A 17,031-nucleotide genomic window follows, 5' to 3' on the forward strand; every position below is an offset into this window, starting at 1 on the left:
GCATGCATTTCTTAATGCAGCACGGTAACCGCATCTTCAAGACGTCCGGCCCGGTGCTTAACCATCGCGGAAATCTGCGCGCTCTCTTCGACCAGGTCAGCATTTTTCTGCGTAATGCTGTCCAGTTCTGCCACGGCACGGGTCAGCTCTGTCAGGCCTGTCGCCTGCTCGGAGGTGGAGTGGCTGATCTGCGCGATAAGCTGCGTGACGTTTTTCACCTGCTCGACAATATCATCCATGGTACGTCCCGCGGCGTGGACCTGATCGGCGCCCGACTGCACTTTGCTGGCGCTGGCGTCGATCAGCTTGCGAATATCGTTAGCCGCGTTCGCGCTGCGGCTGGCAAGATGACGCACTTCGCCCGCCACCACCGCAAAGCCTTTCCCCTGTTCGCCCGCGCGTGCCGCCTCAACCGCGGCGTTCAGCGCCAGAATATTGGTCTGGAAGGCGATGTCATTGATAAGCGAGGTAATAGAGCCAATGCGCTGGGTACTGTCGGCAATGTCATCCATGGTTTTCACCACGGTCTGCATCACGGTGCCGCCCTGCGTGGCCGCGCTGCTGGCAGCCATCGACAGCTTGTCGACTTCGGCTGCGGTCTCAGAGTTACTCTGCACCGACGCCGCCATCTGGTTCATTGTTGCCACGGTCTGCTGCACGTTAGCCACGGTCTGGCGCGTGCGGTCGTTGAGATCTTCATTACCCTGCGCCAGCCTGTCGCTGCCGTCGCGCACGCTCACCACCTGGCTGGAGACGTCGTTGATAAGCCAGCGGCACATCAGCCCCAGTTGTCCGACGGCCCGCAGCATCAGCCCCAGTTCATCGCTGCGGTTAAGATGCTGCACGCTGTTACGCTCGCCGGTAGCGACCCTGAGCGCCTGCCTTGCGACGTTTTCCACCGGGCGGACAATCTGTTGCTCAAACACCAGGGTGCCAAGCAGCATCACCACGGCTGCCGCCACCAGCGAAGCCCAGCCTGCGGCACTGGCAACCAGCGTTGCGGCCATCACCGCAAAAAGTACCGCCATTACGCTACGCACTCGCCAGCGCAGCGGCATCGCCGGTAATTTGCCGAGCCAGCCTTTGCGCACCACCAGCCCTTTATGAATGCGTTTTTTGCTACGTCCTTCATTGAGCGCCTTATAAAGCGGCTCCACCGCGGCGACCTCGTCCTCGGTGGCGCGGGTACGAATGGACATATAGCCCGTCATCTGACCGTTACGCACCATTGGTACCGCATTGGCGCGTACCCAATAGTGATCGCCATTTTTACGTCGGTTTTTGACAATCCCGCTCCAGGGCTCGCCCTTTTGCAGCGTGTACCACATGTCGGCAAAAGCCGCTTTCGGCATATCGGGGTGGCGCACAATGTTGTGCGGCTGCCCGAGCAACTCCTGAAGCGTAAAGCCACTCACTTGCACAAAGGTGTCGTTAGTGTGGGTCATGTAGCTGTGGAGGTCGGTGGTCGACATAAGCGTGGTGTCATCGTCCAGCGGATATTCATTCTGGGTGACATAGTCAGGAGAGGACATAGTGAGCATCCCTTGCAGGTTATTTGAATGTTAATTTTGTGGCTTATGTTTTTTCGGCGATAAAAAATTTATCTTTAGTTGTTAAATATGATTGAGATCGCAAATCTCGGTTAAACCGCACTTTTCGTACGCTTTTCTAATTAATTGATTTAAAATACTTTCGACACGAAACTACCTACAAAGCATGATCCCCCGGCGCACACTTAAGGCGCATTTCCTGCCCTGGAGCAGTGCAATTGACGAAACCCCATCCCCGGCTCGTTATCCCTTATCCCGTGCGGCGCGCGATGGCATGATTAAATATTGTGCAACTTTGATTTCACCTGGCGTTTATCCCGATTTTTGTTAAGGCATCTGAGGTGGCGTAATCCCTGCAATACTTAACTCAGTATCATGTGATACGCGATCCCCGGGAGCATATTTTGAACAGGTTACCTTCCAGCGCCTCGGCTCTTGCCTGTACCGCGCACGCACTGAATCTCATTGAAAAGCGAACGCTTGATCATGAGGAGATGAAACAACTTAACCGTGAGGTCATTGATTACTTTAAAGAGCATGTGAATCCTGGTTTTCTGGAGTATCGCAAATCTGTTACCGCCGGCGGGGATTACGGAGCCGTAGAGTGGCAAGCGGGGAGTCTGAATACGCTTGTCGACACCCAGGGACAGGAGTTTATCGATTGCCTGGGTGGTTTTGGTATTTTCAACGTGGGGCACCGTAATCCAGTTGTGGTTTCCGCCGTACAGAATCAACTTGCGAAACAACCTCTCCATAGCCAGGAACTGCTCGATCCGCTTCGCGCTATGCTCGCGAAAACGCTGGCAGCCTTAACGCCCGGTAAGCTGAAATACAGCTTCTTCAGCAACAGCGGCACCGAATCGGTCGAAGCGGCGATTAAACTCGCCAAAGCGTACCAGTCGCCGCGCGGGAAATTCACCTTTATCGCCACCAGCGGCGCGTTCCACGGGAAATCCCTAGGCGCACTGTCGGCGACCGCCAAATCCACCTTCCGCAAACCGTTTATGCCGCTGCTGCCGGGCTTCCGCCACGTACCGTTCGGCGACATCAACGCCATGCGCACCATGCTGAGTGAATGCCGTAAAACCGGCGACGACGTGGCGGCGGTGATCCTGGAGCCGATTCAGGGCGAAGGAGGCGTGATCCTCCCGCCGCAGGGCTATCTGCCCGCCGTGCGTCAGCTGTGCGATGAGTTTGGCGCGCTGCTGATCTTCGACGAAGTGCAGACCGGGATGGGGCGTACCGGCAGGATGTTCGCCTGCGAGCATGAGAACGTTCAGCCAGACATTTTATGCCTGGCGAAAGCGCTCGGCGGCGGCGTGATGCCGATTGGCGCAACGGTCGCCACTGAGGAGGTCTTCTCGGTTCTATTCGACAACCCGTTCTTACATACCACCACCTTTGGCGGTAACCCGCTGGCCTGTGCGGCAGCGCTGGCCACCATCAACGTGCTGCTGGAGCAAAACCTGCCTGCGCAGGCGGAGCAAAAAGGCGACATGCTACTGGACGGCTTCCGTCAGCTGGGCCGGGAATACCCGGATTTGGTACAGGATGCGCGCGGGAAAGGGATGCTGATGGCGATTGAGTTCGTTGATAACGAAACCGGTTATAGCTTCGCAAGCGAGATGTTCCGCCAGCGGGTACTGGTGGCGGGAACGCTCAACAACTCGAAAACCATCCGCATTGAGCCACCGTTGACGCTCACCATTGAGCAGTGTGAGCAGGTGCTGAAGGCGGCGCGTAAGGCGCTGGCGGCGCTGCGGGTGAGCGTGGAAGAGGCATAAAAAACGCCGGGTGGCGCTACGCTTACCCGGCCTACAACATACTGCAGATGTCGGCCCGGTAATCGCAGCGCCACCGGGCTGCTTTTTATCGGTGAAACTCTGCCACCGTCATGGTGAAGCGAAGCACGGTATCGCTTTCATTGGCATAGCCGTGCGCCGCTTCCGTTTTCGCCACCGCCGACGCGCCAGCATTAACCTGTGCCACCGTCTCGTCCACCGTCAGGGTTAATACGCCTTCGTTCACGTGCAGCAGCTCAAACGTTCCCGCCGGATGTCCCGGAGAGGTGAACGTTTCTCCCGGATGCATCTCCCACTGCCACAGCTCAATCATGTCCGGGCCTGCGGTGCCTGCCAGCAATCTGGCGTAACCGCCCTGTGCGCCCCGCCACAGAACTGGGATCGCCTCTTCCTGAATAATGTGTACCTGCGGCTCGCTGGAGACATTAACGATATCTGCGACCGAAACGCCAAGCGCGGCGGCCAGTTTACACAGAATGGCAATGCTGGGGTTGGCAGCCCCTTTTTCGATCTCCACCAGCATGCCTTTGCTGACGCTGGCGCGGCGAGAAAGCTCGTCCAGCGACAGTTTTTTCTCTTTCCGCCAGCTGCGGATACGGTTCGCGACGGCCAGGCTTACCTGAGCAACATCGGCGCCCGCGTAGGTCATTATATTGACTTTATCAGTCATTGGTCACTACCATGGTATAAAACAGTCAATACAGGATTATTTATGTCTCTTGTAGCACCGTCAATAGATTCGCGACTTGTCGGGATCGCGCCCGGCTTTCGGGCGTTGAGCATTCAGGTTGAAGCCGCCCCGATCACCCAACCGGAGGTTGCTCCCGCCGCGCTGGCGCAGGTCTGCCAGCAGATGCTCAATGATGATGTGCCCTGGGCAGAAAATCATCTCGCCGCCTGGGATGAGGTGTTTAAAGCCTTTGGTGCAAAACCCAAACGTACGCCCTGCTCGGCCTCGGCTCTGCGTAAGCGCGTGATGAGAGATGGTTCGCTGCCGCCGCTCGACCCGGTGGTGGATATCTATAATGCCATCAGCATCCGCTACGCTATTCCGGTGGGGGGAGAAAATCTGGCGGCTTACGCGGGTGAGCCGCGCCTGACGCTGGCCGACGGCAGCGAGCCGTTTGATACCTTTAAAGAGGGTGAGCCGGTAGTCGAAAACCCGGAACCAGGCGAAGTTATCTGGCGTGACGATCTTGGCGTCACCTGCCGCCGCTGGAACTGGCGACAGGGGATACGCACGCGTCTGGACAGCCAGGCGCAGTCCATGTGGTTTATTCTCGAAAGCCTGCCGTCGATGCCGCTGGCGGCATTACAGGAAGCTGGCGATGAGCTGGTGAGCAATCTGCAAAAGCTGATGCCGGGCGCGACGGCGCGTGTTCAGTTGCTGGAGCTGGCGTGAACAACGCCGGGTGGCGCTTCGCTTACCCGGCCTACAAAATCAACCCCCCCGTACCCGTAGGCCCGGTAAGCGTTAGCGCCACCGGGCAAACACCGCACCATCCCCCCGTAGGCCCGGTAAGCGCAGCGCCACCGGGCAAAACGCTACTCCGGCAACAACCCCACAAAGCAGCGTTTTTTGCGCGGCTCTGACATCAACTCTTCAAGCTTGCCCACGCACGCCAGATAGTGTGGCGTTTGCTTATGCGCCAACACCGCCTCTTCGTCTTTATAGGCCTCATAGATAAAGAACCGGGTTTTCACCCTCGGGTCCTGCAAGACGTCAAAGCGCAGGTTTCCCGGCTCCTGGATCGCCCCCTCGTGGTTGGCGCGAAATACCTCCAGAAACTCATCCACCCGCTCGGGTTTGATGTTGATTTCCACCAGCGTCACGTTCATTTTGCTTCTCCCTGTTTCTCTTCCTGCCAGAACTGGAACGCCTCCCGGGCGCTCATGTTCTCGTGAACCACTTTCTTCACCGCCTTCAGCATGGCGAGCGGCGCGCTGGACTGGAAGATGTTGCGCCCCATATCCACGCCGGACGCGCCCTGGTCAATCGCCCGCCAGCACATCTCAAGCGCCTCATGCTCCGGCAGCTTTTTGCCGCCCGCGATAACAATCGGCACCGGACAGCTGGCGGTCACTTTTTCAAAGCCCTCGTCCACGTAGTAGGTTTTGACGAACTGGGCCCCCATTTCGGCAGCGATGCGGCTGGCGAGCGAGAAATAGCGCGCGTCGCGCGCCATCTCTTTACCCACGCCCGTCACCGCCAGCGTCGGCATGCCGTAACGCGCCCCCGCATCCACCAGCTTGATGATGTTGTTGATCGACTGATGTTCAAACGGGCTTCCGATATAGACCTGCGCCGCCACCGCGCAGACGTTCAGGCGCAGCGCGTCTTCCATCGCCACCGCCACGCACTCGTTAGACAGCTCGCCCAGAATCGAGTTACCGCCGGAGGCGCGCAGCACCACCGGTTTGTTCGTCGCGGCAGGTACCTGGCTCCTGAGGATGCCGCGGGTACACATCAGCACGTCGGTTTCGCCAAACAGCGGCGCGATGGAGAGATCGATACGCTCAAGGCCGGTGGTCGGTCCCTGAAAGTAACCGTGGTCAAAGGCCAGCATCACCGTGCGGTTGCTCTGCGGGTTGAAGATGCGCGAAAGCCGGGACTGCATGCCCCAGTCGAGCGAACCGCAGCCCTTCAGGGTGTACGGCACATTCTGCTGCGGCGTACCGATGCCAAAATCCTTGCCGTCTTTGATGTCGTCTAAATCAGCCATTTGCTCCCCCGTCAGAAATCGTATTTGCTGATGTTCTCTTTGGTGAACACCACCCGCTCCGGCAGCAGCACGATGCCGTTGCCCTTCGCCTCATACTGGTAGCCCTGCACGCTGTTCGGCTCGACCTTCAGCGTCCCGATATCTTTCACCTCCACGCTGTCGCCAGGGTTAAGATCGCCCTTTTTCAGCAAACGATCGGCGACATTGACCGCAATTTTGCCCTGCTGCACCACGTCCCACAGGCCGAAGGCTTTCACTGTGCCGCGCTCAACGTACGGACGCATCACGTTTGGCGTGCTGAAGCCGACAATCGCCACCCCTTCCCGCTTCAGGTTTTCCGCCGCCTGTGCCGCCGCCGGCAGGGCGTTGGCGTCCGGGGCGATGATCGCATCCAGATCCGGATAGGCTTTTAAGATCCCCTCGGCGGTTTGCAGGGATTTAGTGGCGTCGTTATAGCCAAACTGCGTGGTGACGACCTGCCACTGGGGATGGTCTTTCTCGATTTTGGCCTTCGCCTCTTTCACCCACTGGTTCTGGTCGGTGACGGTGGGGCTGGAGTAGAAGAACGCCACTTTCGCGTTCGGTTTGGTGACCTGTTTGCCTGCCATCTCCACCAGCAGGCCGCCCAGCTGTTCCGGCGTGCCCTGGTTGATGTAAATGCTGCGGCACTCCGGTTTGGTGTCGGAATCCCAGGTCAGGACCTTCACGCCGCGCTGCATCGCGCGCTTCAGCGCCGGGCAGAGACCGTCCGGCGACACGGCAGAGACGATGATGGCGTTATAGCCCTGGTTGACGAAGTTATTGATCAGCTGCACCTGGCCGGAGACGCTCGGCTCGGTCGGGCCGTCGTAAGTCACGTCCACGCCAAGATCTTTCCCCGCCTCTTTCGCGCCGTTGCCGCCGCTGGTGAAGAATCCCACACCCACCAGTTTCGGGATAAAGGCAATGCGGTCCGCCGCCTGCGCCGAAGCGAAGCTGAGGGCCATTGCCAGGACGAGCAGTTTTGTTTTCATCTTACGCTCCGGATAGTTTTCTGAAGAGAGAACGCACCCATTCACGGTGCAGACTCAGCGAACGCCCCATCACCACCACAACCAGCAGCGCCCCTGACAGCGCGCTCGACACCTGGTTGGGGATACCAACCATCTGTAAACCCTGTTGCAGGTACCCCACCAGCAGCGCCGCCAGCGCCGTACCGACAACCGAACCTGAGCCGCCGTAGATATTCGCTCCGCCGAGCACGGCGGCGGTGAGCGCAGGCATCAGTAAATCGCGCCCCAGATCCGAACGCGCGGAGCCGAAATAGGAGACCATCACCAGCGCGGCAATCGCCGAGGCCACGCCCACCAGGCCGTACAGCGCATACGGCATACCGTTCACCGACAGCGCCGCATAGCGCGCCGCGCGCGGATTCTGGCCAATTAAAAACAGATGCCGACCAAAGCGCCCGCGATGGGTAATCAGCCAGAAGAAAGCGGTAATCACCGCGAACAGCACCAGCGGGATCGGCAGGCCCAACACCGTGAGGTTAGCGAACGCCGTGAAGCTGTCCGGAAAGCCGCCGATCCCCTCGTAGCCCGTCGCGCCCGCCATGCCGGAGAGCAGCAGCGCCCCGCCGCCGTAGAGGTAGAGCGTGCCGAGGGTGATCACTAAAGGGCTGATACCGGTGTAGTGGATCAGCGCCGCATTCAACAGTCCGCACAGCAGGCCGAGCAGCAGCGTCAGCGGGATGGCGACCGCCATCGGCCACCCTGCCTGCATCATCACCCCCAGCGCGATAGCGCACAGGCCGATGGTTGAGCCGAGGGAGATGTCGATCCCGCCGCTGATAATCACCAGCGTGAGCGGTAGCGCCACGATACCAATGCAGATAAAGTCGCTGGTGCTGAACAGCAGCATATTGATGTCGAGCATGCGCGGGTTGATGGCGCCGAAGAGCAGGATCTCCAGCACCAGTAAAATCAGCAGCGCGCTTTCCCAGTTAAGCCTCATTTACGCCACCTCTTTGTTGCGTTTGGGAAACGGGGTGACGTGCTTTCCCCCTCTGTTACCCGGCTGGAAACGGCTGTATTTCAGCGCCCGCTGATGTCGTGAGAGCGCCTGACGCAGCCGCCCGTCGAGCACCAGCACGCCCAGCAGCACCAGCCCGGCGATAAAGTCATTCCACCAGGCCGGCAGCCTGAACAGCACCAGCACGGTGTCGATTTGGGTGAGGAAGAACGCGCCGAGGAAGGCGCCGATCAGCGTGCCGGTGCCGCCCAGCAGCGAGATGCCGCCGAGCACGCAGGCGGCGATGGCCTTCATCTCCAGCCCGCTGCCGGTCTGGTTGGGCACAAAGCCAATCTGCGCGGCAAAGACGATCCCGGCGCAGGCCGCGAGCATGCCGTTGAGGGTAAAAGCGATCATGCGGGTGCGGTTCACCGCCACGCCCAGCTGACGTGCGGCGGCGAGGTTATCCCCCACGGCGTAGAAATCACGGCCAAAGGCGGTGCGCGACAGTATCCACGCGCCTGTGACCACGATTATCAACACCACAATGCCGAGCGGCGAAATGCCGACGGCGGCAGGCTCAGAGAGGGATTTCAGCCCCGGCGGCAGCCCTTCAATCCACTTCCCGCCGGTCCAGAGCAGCATCGCTCCGCGGTACAGCCCCAGCGTGCCGAGGGTGGCGACAATCGCTGGAATGCGCAGCCCCACCACCAGAAAACCGTTGAACGCCCCCGCCAGCGCGCCAATCGACAGCGCGAAGAGAATGGAAACGGGCAGACTGTAGCCGCTGTTGAGCGCCACGCCGACGGCAATGGCGGACAGCCCGACGGTGGAGCCGACGGAGACGTCGATATTACGGGTCAGCATCACCAGCGCCGCGCCGATGGCCAGCAAAATCAGGATCTGCGAGCTGGCGAAGATCATCCCCAGCGTCTGTAAGCTCAGGTAGGACGGGTTCAGCGCCACCAGCACGGCGAACAGAGCCAGAATGGCGAGAAACGCGCTCAGCTCGCGGTTTTTCAGTAAGATCTTCATGATTGCCCTCCAAACGCCAGCGCCATCATCCGGTCGAGACTGACGGCGTGGCGCGGCAGCTCGCCGCTGATCACGCCCTGATGCATTACCAGCACCCGATCCGCGAGGCCGGGAAACTCATCAAGATCGCTTGAGATCATCAGCACTGCCACGTTCTGCGCCGCCACGCTTTTCAGCAGCTGGTAGATATCGGCGCGCGCCGATACGTCCACGCCGCGCGTCGGTTCATCGACGATCAGCAGCAGCGGATTGGCCTCAAGACAGCGCGCCAGCAGCACCTTCTGCTGATTACCACCGGAGAGCGTGCGCACGGTTTGATCCGCATGGTTGAGCTTGATCCCCAGCGCCCGGTGGTAACGCTCCACTACCGCAGACTCCCGCTTTCGCTGCTGCCAGAGCGACGGCTCGTTCAGCGCCACCGTGTTCCAGCGGACAGGCGCGTCGAGAAACAGGCCGGACACCTGCCTGTCTTCCGGCAGATAAACCAGCCCTTTTTCCAGACGGGAACTGACCGGAACGGCGGTGATCTCCTGGTTCTCCAGCCACACCCGCCCGCCGCGTACCGGACGCAGGCCGTAAAGCGTTTCGGCAAACTCGGTACGCCCGGACCCCACCAGCCCGGCCAGACCGACGATCTCCCCGGCGTAAATCTCAAGGCTGAGATCGATAAACCCTTCCCCGGTGAGATCCTCCACCCGCAGCACCGGGAAATCCTGCGCCTGGGTTCGGCGGTTGCCCGGCAGCGCCAGCCACAGCTTTTGCGTATCGCTTAGCGACTTTTCCCGGCTGACCGGCGTCATGGCGGCGATCAGGGCGTTATCGTCAAACTGCACGGTTTCGCCGCTCAGCACCACCGCGCCGTCGCGCATCACCGAGACGTGGCTCGAAAGCATGCGAATTTCCGGCAGCTTGTGCGAGATAAAAACAATGCCAACGCCGAGATCCTGCAGCGCGCGGATCTGGCGAAACAGGCGTTCGGTCTCGCCCGGCGTGAGCGATGCCGTGGGTTCGTCGAGGATCAGAATTCTGGCGTTGCGCATCAGCCCGCGCAGGATCTCCACCATCTGCTGATCCGCGACTTCCAGAGTGCTGGCAGCGGCATCAAGATTAAGCTGACATTGCAGCTGCTGGAGTTTCTCCGCCAGCCGCTTTTCCCGATCTCGTTCGCGCGGCAGACGAAACAGGATGTTTTCCCGCACCGTCAGGTTGGGGAAAAGCAGCGGCTCCTGTGGCACCAGATAAATGCCTAACCGGTGCGCCTGCGACGGGGTAAGCCGTGCAAAAGACTCGCCCGCAACCGAAAGCTCACCGCGATCCGGCGTTTCAACCCCGGCGATGATTTTCATCAACGTCGATTTTCCCGCGCCGTTACCGCCCATCAGCGCATGCACCTGCCCAGCAAGCAGCGTGAAATCAATGCCTTTTAACACAGGCACGCCAGAGAACTGTTTGCAGATGTCACGTGCCTCGAGAAGTGGTGTCATCATCGCTCCGCTATTGAACAAATGATTTTTAGATTTAATAATGTTCAAAAGCGTAGACGGTGAACTATATTTACAACCGTGCAGGGATCACAGTTTTATCGATTGAGATTCAGATAAACCGGAAAGGATCGAAAAGATCCATTTTGTCGCGTGGCTCACATTTTCACGCCGCACCATCACGAACATATGATCTAAATTTTTATAAGAGTTCAACTATGAGCGATAAACGCACTGCGGAAGAAGGACGGTTTGCCGGGCTGGCACTGGCGGAAGAGGAGCTGGTGGCGCGCGTGGCCTGGTGCTACTACCACGACGGGCTGACCCAGAACGACATCGGCGAGCGGCTCGGGCTGCCGCGCCTGAAGATCTCCCGCCTGCTGGAGAAAGGCCGTCAGTCCGGGGTGATCCGCGTGCAGATAAACTCCCGCTACGAGGGGTGCCTGGCGCTGGAAACCGAGTTGCAACAACGATTTGGCCTGAAGCTGGTGCGCGTGATGCCCGCCCTGAATACGCCGCCGATGAACGTGCGGTTAGGCATTGGCGCGGCCCAGTCGCTGATGGGCGTACTGGAGCCCGGCCAGCTGTTAGCGGTGGGCTTCGGTGAAACCACCATGAGCAGCCTGCAACACCTGAGCGGCTTTATCAGCTCACAGCAGATCCGCCTGGTGACGCTCTCCGGCGGCGTGGGGCCGTATATGACCGGTATCGGCCAGCTGGATGCGGCCTGTAGCGTCAGCATGATCCCTGCCCCGCTTCGCGTGTCATCCGCTGAAGTCGCCGGGATCTTAAAGCGCGAAACCAGCGTGCGGGACGTGATCCTCGCCGCCACCGCCGCTGACGTGGCGGTGGTCGGCATTGGCTCGGTGAACCAGCGCCGTGACGCGACGATACTGCGCTCCGGCTATATCAGCGAAGGTGAACAGTTGATGTACGCCCGCAAGGGCGCGGTCGGCGATATCCTTGGCTATTTCCTCAATGCCGAAGGGGAATGCGTCGAGGAGCTGGAGATCCACAAAGAACTACTGGGCGTCACGCTCGATGAACTGGCACAGCTGCCCACCATCGTAGGCGTGGCCGGGGGGAAGAGAAAGCCGATGCGATTTATGCCGCACTTAAGGGCCGCCGTATTAATGGCCTGGTGACGGAAGAGACGACAGCCCGCGCGGTGCTGGCTCTGGCCATTTAAGAGCCCTCCCTGCGCTAACAATGAGGCATGCTCATGAGTTACCTTTTAGCGTTAGATGCAGGGACAGGCAGCGTTCGCGCCGTTATTTTCGATTTGAAGGGCAACCAGATTGCCGTTGGCCAGGCCGAGTGGAAACACCTGAGCGTCGAGAATGTGCCGGGCTCGATGGAGTTCGACCTCGACACCAACTGGCAGCTGGCCTGCCGGTGTATTCATCAGGCGCTGGAGCGCGCGCGCCTGAGCGCGGCGGATATTCAGTCCGTCGCCTGCTGTTCGATGCGCGAAGGGATTGTGCTGTACGACCGCAACGGCGAGGCTATTTGGGCCTGCGCCAACGTCGACGCCCGCGCCAGCCGAGAGGTAGCTGAACTCAAAGAGATCCACGATTACCGGTTTGAATCCGAAGTGTATGACGTTTCCGGCCAGACGCTTGCCCTCAGCGCCATGCCGCGCCTGCTGTGGCTGGCGCACCATCGTCCGGATATTTATCGTAAAGCCGCCACCATCACCATGATCAGCGACTGGCTGGCGGCGAAGCTCTCCGGCGAGCTGGCGGTGGACCCGTCCAATGCGGGCACGACGGGCATGCTGGATCTCTTCTCCCGCGACTGGCGTCCGGCGCTGCTCGACATGGCCGGGCTACGCGCCGATATCCTCTCCCCGGTAAAAGAGACCGGCACCGTGTTGGGGGCCATCACCAAAGCAGCCGCACAACAGAGCAGTCTGCGCGAGGGCACCCCGGTGGTGATGGGCGGCGGCGACGTGCAGCTGGGCTGTCTGGGGCTGGGCGTGGTGCGCGCCGGACAAACGGCGGTGCTGGGCGGCACCTTCTGGCAACAGGTGGTGAACCTGCCGCAGGTGCGCACCGACCCTGAGATGAACATCCGCGTAAACCCGCACGTTATCCCCGGCATGGCGCAGGCAGAGTCGATCAGCTTCTTTACCGGGCTGACCATGCGCTGGTTCCGCGACGCCTTCTGCGCCGAAGAGAAGCTGATTGCCGAACGCATGGGAATGGACCCCTACTCCCTGCTCGAAGAGATGGCGAGCCGCGTCCCGCCGGGCTCCCACGGGGTGATGCCGATCTTCTCCGACGCGATGCATTTCAAACAGTGGTACCACGCCGCGCCGTCGTTTATTAACCTCTCCATCGACCCGGAAAAGTGCAACAAAGCGACGCTGTTCCGCGCGCTGGAGGAGAACGCGGCGATCGTCTCGGCCTGCAACCTGGCGCAGATTTCGCGCTTCTCCGGCGTGACGTTTGAGAGCCTGGTGTTTGCCGGCGGCGGCGCAAAGGGCGCCCTGTGGAGCCAGATTTTAAGCGACGTCACCGGCCTGCCGGTGCGCGTGCCAGAAGTCAAAGAGGCAACGGCGCTCGGCTGCGCCATTGCCGCAGGAGCTGGCGCGGGGCTGTTCGCGGATATGGCCTCGACGGGCGAGCGGCTGGTGAAGTGGAGCCGCGAGTTCACGCCAAACCCGGCGCACCGCGAGCTGTACGACGGCATGATGCAGAAATGGCAGGCGGTATACGCGGACCAGCTCGGGCTGGTGGACAGCGGGCTGACAACCTCGATGTGGCAGGCGCCGGGCCTGATGCGCGACACACGCCCCTCACCCTAACCCTCTCCCCAGAGGGGAGAGGGGACTGTTCCGTGCGGCCTTTCACCCTCTCCCCTCTGGGGAGATGGGACTGCTCCGTGCGGCCTTTCACCCTCTCCCCTCTGGGGAGAGGGCCGGGGTGAGGGGTGAAGTTCTTTGAGATCTATCACAATCATTCGATCCCGCTTTTACCTTTCTGCCGCCGCTGGCTAAATTAGTAACTCATCCGACCACATAACAATAATTTTACACTGGAAGAGACTATGAGCCGCTACCCGTCGTTATTCGCCCCTCTCGATCTGGGGTTCACTACCCTCAAAAACCGCGTGTTAATGGGCTCAATGCACACCGGGCTGGAGGAGCGTCCGGACGGGGCTGAACGTCTGGCAGCCTTCTATGCCGAGCGCGCGCGCCACGGGGTGGCGCTGATTGTCACTGGCGGCGTAGCCCCTGCCCCTTCCGGGGTGACGATGGAGGGCGGCGCGGTGTTGAATGATGCGTCACAACTGCCGCACCACCGCATGGTGACCGACGCGGTTCACAACGAGGGCGGCAAAATCGCCCTGCAAATTCTGCATACCGGGCGCTACAGCTATCAGCCGAACCTGGTTGCCCCCTCGGCTATTCAGGCGCCGATTAACCGCTTTACTCCCCATGCCCTCAGCCATGACGAGATCCTGGCGCTGATAGAGGACTTCGCCCGCTGCGCCGCGCTGGCGCGGGAAGCGGGCTACGACGGCGTGGAGGTGATGGGCTCAGAAGGCTACCTGATCAACGAATTCCTCGCCGCACGTACCAACCAGCGCGACGACGAATGGGGTGGTGACTATGCCCGCCGCATGCGTTTTGCCGTGGAGGTGGTGCGCGCGGTGCGTGAACGTGCCGGTGCGGATTTTATTATCATCTTCCGCCTGTCGATGCTCGACCTGGTGGAAGGCGGCGGCACCTTCGACGAAACCGTGCAGCTGGCGCAGGCGATTGAAGCCGCCGGTGCCACCATTATCAACACCGGGATTGGCTGGCACGAAGCGCGCATCCCCACCATCGCCACGCCGGTGCCGCGTGCGGCGTTCAGCTGGGTTACGCGCAAGCTGAAAGGCAAAGTCTCCGTTCCGCTGGTGACCACTAACCGCATTAACGATCCGCAGGTGGCGGACGATGTGATCTCCCGCGGCGACGCCGATATGGTGTCGATGGCGCGTCCGTTCCTCGCGGATGCCGAACTGCTCTCCAAAGCGCAAAGCGGCCGTGCGGATGAGATCAACACCTGTATCGGCTGTAACCAGGCGTGTCTGGATCAGATCTTCGTCGGCAAGGTCACCTCCTGCCTGGTGAATCCCCGCGCCTGCCATGAAACCAAAATGCCGATCGTTCCTGCGACCAACAAGAAGCGTCTGGCCGTGGTGGGCGCAGGACCCGCTGGCCTGGCGTTTGCGGTCAATGCCGCCTCGCGTGGGCACAGCGTGACGCTGTTTGATGCGCTGGCGGAAATCGGCGGGCAGTTTACTATCGCCAGACAGATCCCCGGCAAAGAGGAGTTCTATGAAACGCTGCGCTATTACCGCCGGATGATCGAGGTGACGGGCGTCGATCTGCGGCTCAATCAGGTTGTCAGCGCGGCGGATCTGATCGGTTTCGACGAGGTGATCCTCGCGAGTGGGATCGCCCCGCGCACCCCTGCGATCGAAGGCATCGATCATCCGAAGGTATTGAGCTATCTGGACGTGCTGCGCGACAAAGCGCCGGTTGGCGTGAAGGTGGCGATCATCGGCTGCGGCGGGATCGGTTTTGATACTGCGATGTATTTAAGCCAGCCGGGCGAAGCCACCAGCCAGAACATCGCTGAGTTCTGCGTGGAATGGGGCATTGATACCAGTCTCAGTCAGTCCGGCGGTTTACGCCCGGAAGGTCCGCAGCTGCCGAAAAGCCCGCGTCAGATCGTGATGCTCCAGCGTAAAGCCAGCAAGCCGGGTGAAGGGCTGGGGAAAACCACAGGCTGGATCCACCGCGCCACCCTGCTCTCGCGCGGGGTGAAGATGATCCCGGGGGCGAGCTACCAGAAGATCGACGACGACGGGCTACACGTTCTGATCGGCGGTGAGCCGCAGCTGCTGGACGTGGATCATGTGATTTTGTGCGCCGGGCAGGAGCCGAAGCGCGATCTGGCCGATCCGCTGCGCGAAGCGGGTAAAACGGTGCATTTGATCGGCGGGTGCGACGTGGCGATGGAACTGGATGCGCGGCGGGCGATTGCGCAGGGGACAAAACTGGCGCTGAGTATTTAACGGCATCGCCCGGTGGCGCTTCTGTATGACCGTATACATAGGTAACAGATCAGACCGGGAACATAGGTAACACTTTTCAGTCTATCCGGAGCACACTCTGGGTTTTTCGGTCGTAGTACGCAAGCGTTATTCCATTAAAGATGATGGCCTCCAGGCCATCATCTTGTTCTTCCAGCATGATGTACTCATCAGTCAGCGCTTCACTCAGGAACACCGTCCCCTTTTTCCCCATATAGAGTGTCCCCCTTGATTTCACCCTGTAGACCGTACCTCCTTCCGGATAAGCATATTCAGGAACCCTGCCATCCCAGTGCCGGCCTGAGGGTTGCCATACCGTTCCGGGCGTTGCACCCGCCAGGGCTTCATGTGGCCTTTCATAGTTAAACTCTTCCCGGTAGCCACTGAACCACCGCTGTTGTTCTTCCATCGTCATAAATATGTTGCCCTGTTTTACTGCACTTTTCAGCGAACGATGCATTCGCTCATGACGGCCGTTTTCTTCCGGATGCCCCTTTCTGATGCGTTCCGGTCTGATGCCCAGCTTTATCAGCCAGACTGCAAGGCGACTTAACCCGACGATACCTGTTCCTGCGAAAGGCTGACCATTATCCGTTCTCAGGACTTCCGGCAGACCGTACTCCAGGAACGCATCCGTCAGGCACTGCCTGACGAAGGGCTCGCTCTCCCGGTCTGCTCCCCGGCAGCTCAGAAGATACCGGCTGTGATTGTCGGTGAGGGTGAAGGGATGACAGTATTTCCGGCTCAGCAGCCTGAACTTGCCTTTAAAATCAGCGCTCCAGACCTGATTGTTCTCACTGATGATGGTCAGGGGCTGGCGATTGCCCGGGGTTCTGCGTTTTCGCTTTTTATCCGGAACCAGGCCTTCACGCTTGAGGATATCGCCGATAGTACTGGCAGCGGGGACGGTAAAATCGACGTGATGATTGAGCAGCCACATCCGCAGTTTTTTGGGGCCCCAGTCAGGGTGTTTTTGCCTCAGGGCCGTAAGCTGCCCGGCGATATCATCAGGAACTGTCCGGGAGTGGGAGTGCGGAGCACGTGACCGGTCAGAGAGAGATGACAGGTCAGAGGGGTCAAAACGCTGAAGCCATTTGTAACCGGTTTTTCGACTGATGCCGAAGAGACGGCAGAGGGCAGAAAAAGAATCCGTACCTGCATGGCAGGCACGGATGAAATCAAGGCGTTGCATAGGTCGGGTCTCAGTCCAGGGCATAGCGAGTCTCCTCTTCTATGCCAGTTATAACTGTTACCCATGTATCCGGTCTAAAGTGTTACCCATGTTCCCGGTTCATACCCTTCGCTTACCGGGCCTACGGGTCCGAGGCCATTGTAGGCCCGGTAAGCGAAGCGCCACCGG

The 17,031-nt window shown here is 60.0% G+C and carries 13 protein-coding genes and 1 pseudogene; 5 read left to right on the plus strand and 9 right to left on the minus strand.

The genetic code is table 11. The annotated features are described in order from the left end of the window. Window positions 1-11: 11 nt before the first annotated feature. The gene (locus BFV65_RS18230) at window positions 12-1,532 is read right to left on the minus strand and encodes a methyl-accepting chemotaxis protein (protein ID WP_022649456.1); all 1,521 of its coding nucleotides are present in this window, start codon (window positions 1,530-1,532) and stop codon (window positions 12-14) included. A 422-nt stretch (window positions 1,533-1,954) separates the two neighbouring features. Here BFV65_RS18230 and ygjG point away from each other — a divergent pair, with 422 nt between their 5' ends. Then, window positions 1,955-3,334 carry a putrescine aminotransferase gene (ygjG, locus tag BFV65_RS18235; RefSeq protein ID WP_022649457.1) on the plus strand — a complete coding sequence of 460 codons (1,380 nt, stop codon included), beginning with the start codon at window positions 1,955-1,957 and terminating at the stop codon, window positions 3,332-3,334. A gap of 85 nt (window positions 3,335-3,419) precedes the next feature. Here the strand turns inward: ygjG and BFV65_RS18240 are convergent, their stop codons facing one another. Next, on the minus strand, window positions 3,420-4,022 hold the full coding sequence (locus BFV65_RS18240) for a helix-turn-helix domain-containing protein (RefSeq protein ID WP_063841066.1): 603 nt from the start codon (window positions 4,020-4,022) through the stop codon (window positions 3,420-3,422). A gap of 42 nt (window positions 4,023-4,064) precedes the next feature. On the opposite strand from BFV65_RS18240, the gene BFV65_RS18245 reads away from it, so the two are divergent. Beyond that, a complete protein-coding gene (locus tag BFV65_RS18245; RefSeq protein WP_063150231.1) occupies window positions 4,065-4,754 on the plus strand; it encodes a B3/B4 domain-containing protein in 690 nt (229 codons plus the stop codon). 143 nt (window positions 4,755-4,897) lie between these two features. Here BFV65_RS18245 and lsrG read toward each other — a convergent pair whose 3' ends face one another. The 6 genes from lsrG to lsrA are packed head-to-tail and all read right to left on the minus strand — an operon-like array spanning window position 4,898 to window position 10,583. After that, window positions 4,898-5,191, minus strand: a complete 294-nt coding sequence (gene lsrG / locus BFV65_RS18250) for a (4S)-4-hydroxy-5-phosphonooxypentane-2,3-dione isomerase (protein ID WP_063841064.1) — start codon at window positions 5,189-5,191, stop codon at window positions 4,898-4,900. Beyond that, window positions 5,188-6,075, minus strand: coding sequence for a 3-hydroxy-5-phosphonooxypentane-2,4-dione thiolase (gene lsrF, locus BFV65_RS18255; RefSeq protein WP_022649459.1), 888 nt, complete (start codon window positions 6,073-6,075; stop codon window positions 5,188-5,190). Before lsrF ends, lsrG begins: the two co-directional genes overlap by 4 nt. 11 nt (window positions 6,076-6,086) lie before the next feature. Continuing rightward, on the minus strand, window positions 6,087-7,088 hold the full coding sequence (gene lsrB, locus BFV65_RS18260) for an autoinducer 2 ABC transporter substrate-binding protein LsrB (protein ID WP_063146539.1): 1,002 nt from the start codon (window positions 7,086-7,088) through the stop codon (window positions 6,087-6,089). Between the two features lies 1 nt (window position 7,089). Further along, window positions 7,090-8,067 carry an autoinducer 2 ABC transporter permease LsrD gene (gene lsrD / locus BFV65_RS18265; protein ID WP_023298683.1) on the minus strand — a complete coding sequence of 326 codons (978 nt, stop codon included), beginning with the start codon at window positions 8,065-8,067 and terminating at the stop codon, window positions 7,090-7,092. After that, the gene (gene lsrC / locus BFV65_RS18270; protein WP_069596973.1) at window positions 8,068-9,099 is read right to left on the minus strand and encodes an autoinducer 2 ABC transporter permease LsrC; all 1,032 of its coding nucleotides are present in this window, start codon (window positions 9,097-9,099) and stop codon (window positions 8,068-8,070) included. Then, entirely contained in the window at window positions 9,096-10,583 is a 1,488-nt protein-coding gene (lsrA, locus tag BFV65_RS18275; protein WP_069596974.1) for an autoinducer 2 ABC transporter ATP-binding protein LsrA, read from the minus strand. The genes lsrC and lsrA overlap by 4 nt, the downstream gene beginning before the upstream one ends. Window positions 10,584-10,798: 215 nt before the next feature. Here lsrA and lsrR point away from each other — a divergent pair. The 3 genes and pseudogenes from lsrR to BFV65_RS18290 all read left to right on the plus strand — a co-directional run bounded on the left by lsrR (window position 10,799) and on the right by BFV65_RS18290 (window position 15,653). Beyond that, window positions 10,799-11,769 (plus strand): annotated as a pseudogene (lsrR, locus tag BFV65_RS18280) (transcriptional regulator LsrR). 33 nt (window positions 11,770-11,802) lie between these two features. Further along, a complete protein-coding gene (gene lsrK / locus BFV65_RS18285; RefSeq protein WP_069596975.1) occupies window positions 11,803-13,389 on the plus strand; it encodes an autoinducer-2 kinase in 1,587 nt (528 codons plus the stop codon). 242 nt (window positions 13,390-13,631) lie between these two features. Then, window positions 13,632-15,653: an NADPH-dependent 2,4-dienoyl-CoA reductase gene (locus tag BFV65_RS18290; protein WP_069596976.1), complete on the plus strand. Its 2,022-nt coding sequence runs from the start codon at window positions 13,632-13,634 to the stop codon at window positions 15,651-15,653. Between the two features lie 76 nt (window positions 15,654-15,729). Here the strand turns inward: BFV65_RS18290 and BFV65_RS18295 are convergent, their stop codons facing one another. After that, complete coding sequence (locus BFV65_RS18295) at window positions 15,730-16,887, minus strand: DDE-type integrase/transposase/recombinase (RefSeq protein ID WP_069596970.1); 1,158 nt, start codon at window positions 16,885-16,887, stop codon at window positions 15,730-15,732. Window positions 16,888-17,031 lie beyond the last annotated feature (144 nt).

The organism is Enterobacter hormaechei subsp. hoffmannii, from assembly GCF_001729745.1.
GTDB lineage: Bacteria > Pseudomonadota > Gammaproteobacteria > Enterobacterales > Enterobacteriaceae > Enterobacter > Enterobacter intestinihominis.